This window comes from Kluyvera ascorbata ATCC 33433, assembly GCF_000735365.1.
Classification (GTDB): domain Bacteria; phylum Pseudomonadota; class Gammaproteobacteria; order Enterobacterales; family Enterobacteriaceae; genus Kluyvera; species Kluyvera ascorbata.
On record NZ_JMPL01000178.1, the window covers coordinates 1 to 6,013 of the forward strand.

Below are 6,013 nucleotides of genomic sequence, written 5' to 3' on the forward strand. Positions count from 1 at the left end.
CGAGTTCAGTACAACTGTCAGATGGTATTATCGTTAAAATTAATGATATTTATTATCGTGTTAACTTAAGCCCGGATCAGAAAACATACGGTTTAGTAGAAGTTTCGTTAGTAAACCCAGATATAGAAATCATAAAACACTAAGGAGTGAAAATGATAATTTATACCCTATCATTATAAAACTGGGTCTGGGAATTTTGTGTCTAATTGTTCAAATCAATCTCATGGGGAAGGGGAATCTGGCTCCCTCATCCGCAATGGATCAGGTTCAGAACTATGTGCTGGGGGGGATCATCGGTGGTGTAATTTACAATGAATCGATAACAGTACTACAATTTGTTCTGGTGTTAATTATATGGACTTTTCTTGTCTTTGTTCTTAAGTTTTTAAAAGAGAACAATCGGCTAGTTAAGAGAATTATTGACGGCAAACCCATTACTTTGGTTCATAATGGCAGCGTAGATGTTAGGGAGTGTTTACGCAATGGTGTTTCTGCAAATGATTTGATGTTCAAGTTACGAGCCAATGGCATTTATGAAATAGAACAATTAAAACGTGTCGTACTCGAACAGAATGGGCAGTTAACCATTATACAAAATGGTGATGAAAATATACGCTATCCAATTATAGTGGATGGATTGGCCAACCATGACCTGCTCGAAATCCTTAACAAGGACAGCGACTGGTTAGAAAGTGAAGTGACAAAACAAGGTTTTAATAAAATCAGTGAAGTATATTTAGGTGAGTATTTATCGGGAAAGATTAATTTATATGGATATGAAAAATAATACCCAAAAGCAAATTAAGCTGTGGTTAATGTTCACTTCCAGCATGAAGTCAGACCTCGTCGTGAGGTCTCTCAAGATGCTGACGTATTTCTTCACTGGCATCAAAAATGCAGTCTAAGTGTTTGCTGTGCTCAACAATCCTGTGGAGTAAATTCGGGTTGCCGCATCCTGCTACAAACTCTGACATCTGCTTTGCGTCAAATAACTCATCATTCTCGGCAATCAGAACCGTTACAGGGAGCGGTAGTGCTGCAAGTTGCCTTGTGGGATGGTTCGGTGTTAAAGCATTCGCCATATTGACACTGTATCGCTGAACAAATTCAGGCCGTAATAACATGACCTCATTGGGGAAATTCAGCGTAACGGCAAAATGGTTGCCACACAATAATCCGCCACTGAGCGCATTGAGTATAAAAGGCCACTTGCTTACTGACGCGAATGGAACCGATGTACTGTTGAAAATTTTGGCTGGTGCGAAAGGCCCAAACTCCGGCGCAAGTAGAATCAGACTGTCACTTTTTTGCGATGGGGTGTGGCGAGTGAAATAATTGATCAGCATTCCCCCTCCGCTTGAATGACCCAGTAGATGAACCCTGGTCCGGGGGTATTTTACGTGCAGATGTTCAAGAATCGTGTCGACATCCAGCCAGATTTGCTGTGGATTATCAACGCGCCCTTTATCACCCGACGACTGTCCGTGTCCACGAATATCAATAAGACACGTACAAACAGACCCTCGATGACTTATCTGATGAGCAAGGATATCGTAACCCGCATCTGAGTTGACGCCACCACCGTGATAAACGAGAAGCACATCCTCGACGGCATTTTCCGGCTCATAGAGGCGAATATGTAATCCGGCGACCCAATAGTCAGCCACATTTTTAGCATGCGGTAATAGCGAACTGGATTGTTGATGGCGGTCGTTAAAATGGATGAAATCAATCACGTTAAAATTTCCATGTGCAAGTACGCTAAAAATCAGTCCTGTTCTTCTTCTTTACCATAGTAAAGCTTACCGAGTTTGATAAGAGGGCGGCCCTGGGATTTGCGGTGCAGGTTGCTGTCACGCAGCGAGTAAACGCAGCCGCAGTATTCCTGCTGATAGAACTGCTCGCGCTTACTGATTTCAATCATGCGCGATGAACCGCCCTGTTTGCGCCAGTTATAGTCCCAGTACACCATGCCCGGATAATGCGCGGCGGCTCGCTGCCCACAATCATTGATTTGCTGCATATTCTTCCAGCGTGAAATCCCCAGCGAGCTGCTAATAACGCTGAAACCATTTTCAGCGGCGTACAGCGCAGTGCGCTCAAAACGCATGTCAAAACACATCGTGCATCGAATACCCCGTTCAGGTTCCCATTCCATGCCCTTGGCGCGTTCAAACCAGTTGTCAGTGTCGTAATCCGCATCGATAAACGGTATGCCGTGCTGTTCAGCAAAGCGAATATTTTCATTCTTACGAATGAGATACTCTTTCTGCGGATGAATGTTGGGATTGTAAAAGAAAATCGTGTACTCGATGCCCGACGCCTGGATAGCTTCCATAACCTCGCCGGAGCAGGGGGCGCAGCATGAGTGCAATAACAATTTGTCCGCGTCGTTAGGGAGTTGCAGTTTTGGCCGCTCAAATTTAGCTATAGTCATCGGTCATTTTTTTATGATAAGAAAATTTGCGAAAATTGTAGCACTTATAGGAGCATTGTAAAAAAAATGATAAACATCAGGCGCGTGTCCGCCCCTGCCTCCAATCAGGCACCCCTTTTGGGCCTAATGTCTGTAATGAGCGATAAACGAACCTAAAAATGTTGTTTCAAACATGCGATGATGATTTGTCTCCCGCCAGGTTTCGAAAGGACCGGCAGACTGCCAGTCCTATGGGTAGATTACTTCAGCTCGAGAGCGGTTATCACACGGGCGATATCAGCGATATCACCTGCTGACAACGGCTGCAGAGGGCGAGGCAGACAGTCCGTGTCGGTAAGCCCAAGCACGCCAGCGGCAGCGGCGATAACGCGAATACTTCCACCATGTTTACGGAACAGCGCCCATAACGGCTCAAGTCGAGCTGACAGGGCAGTTACGCGTTCATGGTCCTGCGCTGCTGCTGCCTCTGTTATCTGTTTTGCTGTTTCCGGGAACAGACCGCCGCACACGGAGTACCAGACTTCACAGCCAGCATTTAATCCCAGCCCGGCGTAGGCATCGCCACTGATACCAATGGTTACGCCAGGGCGCAGGTGCTGACGTAACGCCTCAACCCGTTCCGTCGCTGCTGCCGGGCTATCCGGGACACCGGGGATCTTAACCGAGCGAATCCCCTTAAGTGATGAGAGACGCCCATGCAGTTCATCTGAAAAAGTAAAATGCGTGGTGCCAGGATTATCATAGATGCACACCGGTACAGACACGTACCGGGTAACGGTCTCGAATAGTGAGAAGACTTCTTCATCATGGAGTGATTGATAGCTGACCGCCGGGAGTAAAAGGGCATTTGCGCCAGCGGCCTGCGCATCATCTGCCAGATGCAGAATGGCATCGGTACTGACCGCCCCCACACACACCATCATTGGGATATCTCCGGCATGCTGTTTTGCCAGAATCGCAATTCGCTTGCGCTGCTCCCGGGTCAGATAGGCATAGCTGCCGGTTGACCCCAGAATACCCATAGAATCAACATGTGCCGCCGTAAGGCGGGCCAGAATTTTAATGAACCCCTGTTCGTCGACGCCGCTGGCGGTGATTGGGGTTAATGGGAAAGCAGACAAACCGGTGAACATTGTATCTCTCCTGAATGAGATTACTGGCATTGCTCTTCGATAAGAGCCACTTCAAACCACAGACCGGGCATCATTTTTTCAAGGCCGTCGGTCAGCATCTTCCCGGCTTCATGAAGCATCTCCAGTGGCATCTGCGGCAGGCTTTCCAGAATAAACCACATTTGCTGAGCTTCCACGTCTAAGCGGGTTCTGATTCCCTGTCGCCAGTTCCAGCGACGGCAGGTTACGCCAGTATCATCACACCAGATAACCTCACCCTGCGAAGGATATTCAACGGAGGTCTCACCCTCTTTGACGGTATCAAAAGGCTCAATTCCTTTTGCCACCGTCAGACGTGGTGACCCCTGATAGGCAGCGATATTCTCTCCACCAACCGGAACGGCGTAGCGGAGGCTGACGGCATTATAGAGATCAACGATGGGATCGAGCGCTGGCATCGTTCCGTCACGTAATACACGCTTACGTAACGCCTCTGCTGAGGAAGGGGTGCGTTTAGGTTTGGCACCAAATTGCTTAAAAACCTCGGCCCAGGCGGCCAGATGAGATTCAGCCCATTCAGGTTCACTCGCCAGAACGGCTTCACAGGCTTCCAGCAGCGCCGTTTCTCCGATACTGGGGTTAAGCACTGGCGCAGCTTTAACGTAGATACTGAGTGCCCGAAAACCGGGAGCAATACGATAAATTTCAGAGGCAATTGACGGCGATACTGTTGACACGTGATAATCCTGTAATGACCAATTTATTCCATGATAATGACCGATGACCAAAAAAGTCAATTTAATGACCGATGCAAATGCGGTCGTCAGCACCGTGAATGAAGCCGTTTCTCAGCGGATTAAGCTGTATCGTAAGCAACAGAAAATATCGCTCGATGAACTCTCCCGCCGGGCGGGCGTCAGCAAGGGAGCGCTGGTTGAGATAGAGGGATGCCGGGCAAATCCCAGCATAGCCCTGCTATGCCGCCTCGCCGCCGCGATGGGCGTTTCGGTGGCTGATTTTGTCGATGTCAGCTCCAAACCGACCGTGCACCTCATTGCTGAAGATGAGATCCCTGAATTGTGGGCCGGTGAAAAAGGTGGGAGAGCAAGGTTGCTCGCTGGTTCGGGCGGCCCTGATATGACTGAGCTCTGGATGTGGGAAATGCAACCGGGAGAAAAGTTTGCTTCGCCCGGCCACACGGAAGGGACGCTTGAGCTGTTTTATGTTCAGACAGGCACGCTCACGCTGGGTGTGAAGGACCACCTGTATCAGGTAAAAACCGGCTGTTCGGCAACAGCCAGAACGGACGTTCCTCATTTCTATGAAAACCAGGAGGAGGGACCATTGGTGTTCATCATGACAGTACATGAGAAAGCATCCTGATTGTCGCCCGGCAAGCAATAGGGCTTGTTTTATCACAGGTAAGTTTGCATGGAGTGGTTCAGTGGATAATCAACATCTGAGTTTTGCCAAAAGCCAGTTTACTGTCACAACCGATCCCGCTTTTTTTCAACTGGAAGCCATTCACGATTACCTCTCGCAATCGTCCTGGGCTCCTGGCATTGATGCCGAAACGGTCAGGATATCAATCCAGAACAGCCTTTGTTTTGCGCTTCTGGATGGAACAAGACAAATCGGCTTCGCCCGCCTTGTCACAGACTATGCTACTTTTGGTTATTTGTGCGACGTCTACGTATTAAACGATTATCAGAAAAGTGGTCTCGGCCGCTGGTTGATCGAATGCTGTCACGCCCATCCGTTGATGTCACGCCTGCGACGGATAATGTTGGTCACTGACAGCGCGCCCTGGCTATACCAGAAACTTGGTTATAACCCATTGAACCAGAAAGATTTTGTCTGGCAGATCAATCGACCAGACATTTATCGTAATGCCGGGCAAAAATAAGAATATTTTTCAGAGAGTAATGATAAATGTTAATCCGTAGGGCCAGTTCCTCTGATGCAGAAGAGTTGGCTATTTTAGCCGAGCGAACCTTCAGAAAGACTTTCCAGGATGGTAATACGCAGGAGGATATGGATCTTCACTGCCATGCAAGCTATTCAACGAATATCCAGTTGAAAGAAATCCTCAGACAAGACTGGATTACATTAGTCTGCGAATACGAGAGCAAACTGATAGGATACGCTCAACTAAGGTGGGAAGAGTTTCCTCCCTGTGTCAATAGCATCCATGCCGGAGAAATTCTGTGCCTGTATGTCGATGAGCCCTATCATGGTAAAGGATTTGCCCAAGCACTGATGCAGAAGTGCTTTGCTGAATTTGAGGCAAAAGGATCGGATCCTGTCTGGTTAGGTGTCTGGGAACATAACCCAAGGGCCATCTCTTTTTACCGTAAGCTTGGGTTTACTGAAGTAGGTGAGCATATCTTTCAGGTTGGGTCAGACCCGCAGAGAGATATCATTATGAAACGCTCAACTTACGCTAGCTGAATATACATTTTGA

The 6,013-nt window shown here is 47.9% G+C and carries 8 protein-coding genes and 1 pseudogene; 5 read left to right on the plus strand and 4 right to left on the minus strand.

What is annotated here, in order from left to right; translation table 11 throughout:
* Nucleotides 1–143 (plus strand): DUF3290 family protein (locus tag GKAS_RS24385; protein ID WP_156105164.1); only part of this gene is annotated, 143 nt, incomplete at its 5' end.
* A 9-nt stretch (nt 144–152) separates the two neighbouring features.
* Nucleotides 153–787 (plus strand): annotated as a pseudogene (locus tag GKAS_RS22345) (DUF421 domain-containing protein).
* A 49-nt stretch (nt 788–836) separates the two neighbouring features.
* On the opposite strand, the gene GKAS_RS22350 reads toward GKAS_RS22345, so the two are convergent.
* The 4 genes from GKAS_RS22350 to GKAS_RS22365 all read right to left on the minus strand — a co-directional run bounded on the left by GKAS_RS22350 (nt 837) and on the right by GKAS_RS22365 (nt 4,286).
* The gene (locus tag GKAS_RS22350; protein ID WP_035897596.1) at nt 837–1,736 is read right to left on the minus strand and encodes an alpha/beta hydrolase; all 900 of its coding nucleotides are present in this window, start codon (nt 1,734–1,736) and stop codon (nt 837–839) included.
* Between the two features lie 32 nt (nt 1,737–1,768).
* The gene (locus tag GKAS_RS22355) at nt 1,769–2,437 is read right to left on the minus strand and encodes an epoxyqueuosine reductase QueH (protein WP_072011465.1); all 669 of its coding nucleotides are present in this window, start codon (nt 2,435–2,437) and stop codon (nt 1,769–1,771) included.
* A 239-nt stretch (nt 2,438–2,676) separates the two neighbouring features.
* Nucleotides 2,677–3,570 carry a dihydrodipicolinate synthase family protein gene (locus tag GKAS_RS22360; RefSeq protein WP_035897599.1) on the minus strand — a complete coding sequence of 298 codons (894 nt, stop codon included), beginning with the start codon at nt 3,568–3,570 and terminating at the stop codon, nt 2,677–2,679.
* 20 nt (nt 3,571–3,590) lie between these two features.
* Nucleotides 3,591–4,286 carry a B3/B4 domain-containing protein gene (locus tag GKAS_RS22365; protein ID WP_035897601.1) on the minus strand — a complete coding sequence of 232 codons (696 nt, stop codon included), beginning with the start codon at nt 4,284–4,286 and terminating at the stop codon, nt 3,591–3,593.
* A 43-nt stretch (nt 4,287–4,329) separates the two neighbouring features.
* On the opposite strand from GKAS_RS22365, the gene GKAS_RS22370 reads away from it, so the two are divergent.
* From GKAS_RS22370 to GKAS_RS22380, 3 genes are all read left to right on the plus strand, one after another.
* Nucleotides 4,330–4,932, plus strand: a complete 603-nt coding sequence (locus GKAS_RS22370) for a helix-turn-helix domain-containing protein (RefSeq protein WP_035897602.1) — start codon at nt 4,330–4,332, stop codon at nt 4,930–4,932.
* 61 nt (nt 4,933–4,993) lie between these two features.
* Nucleotides 4,994–5,455 (plus strand): GNAT family N-acetyltransferase, encoded by a 462-nt coding sequence (locus GKAS_RS22375; protein ID WP_035897604.1) that lies wholly within the window; start codon nt 4,994–4,996, stop codon nt 5,453–5,455.
* A 26-nt stretch (nt 5,456–5,481) separates the two neighbouring features.
* Nucleotides 5,482–6,000 carry a GNAT family N-acetyltransferase gene (locus tag GKAS_RS22380; protein ID WP_035897605.1) on the plus strand — a complete coding sequence of 173 codons (519 nt, stop codon included), beginning with the start codon at nt 5,482–5,484 and terminating at the stop codon, nt 5,998–6,000.
* The last annotated feature ends 13 nt before the right edge of the window (nt 6,001–6,013 follow it).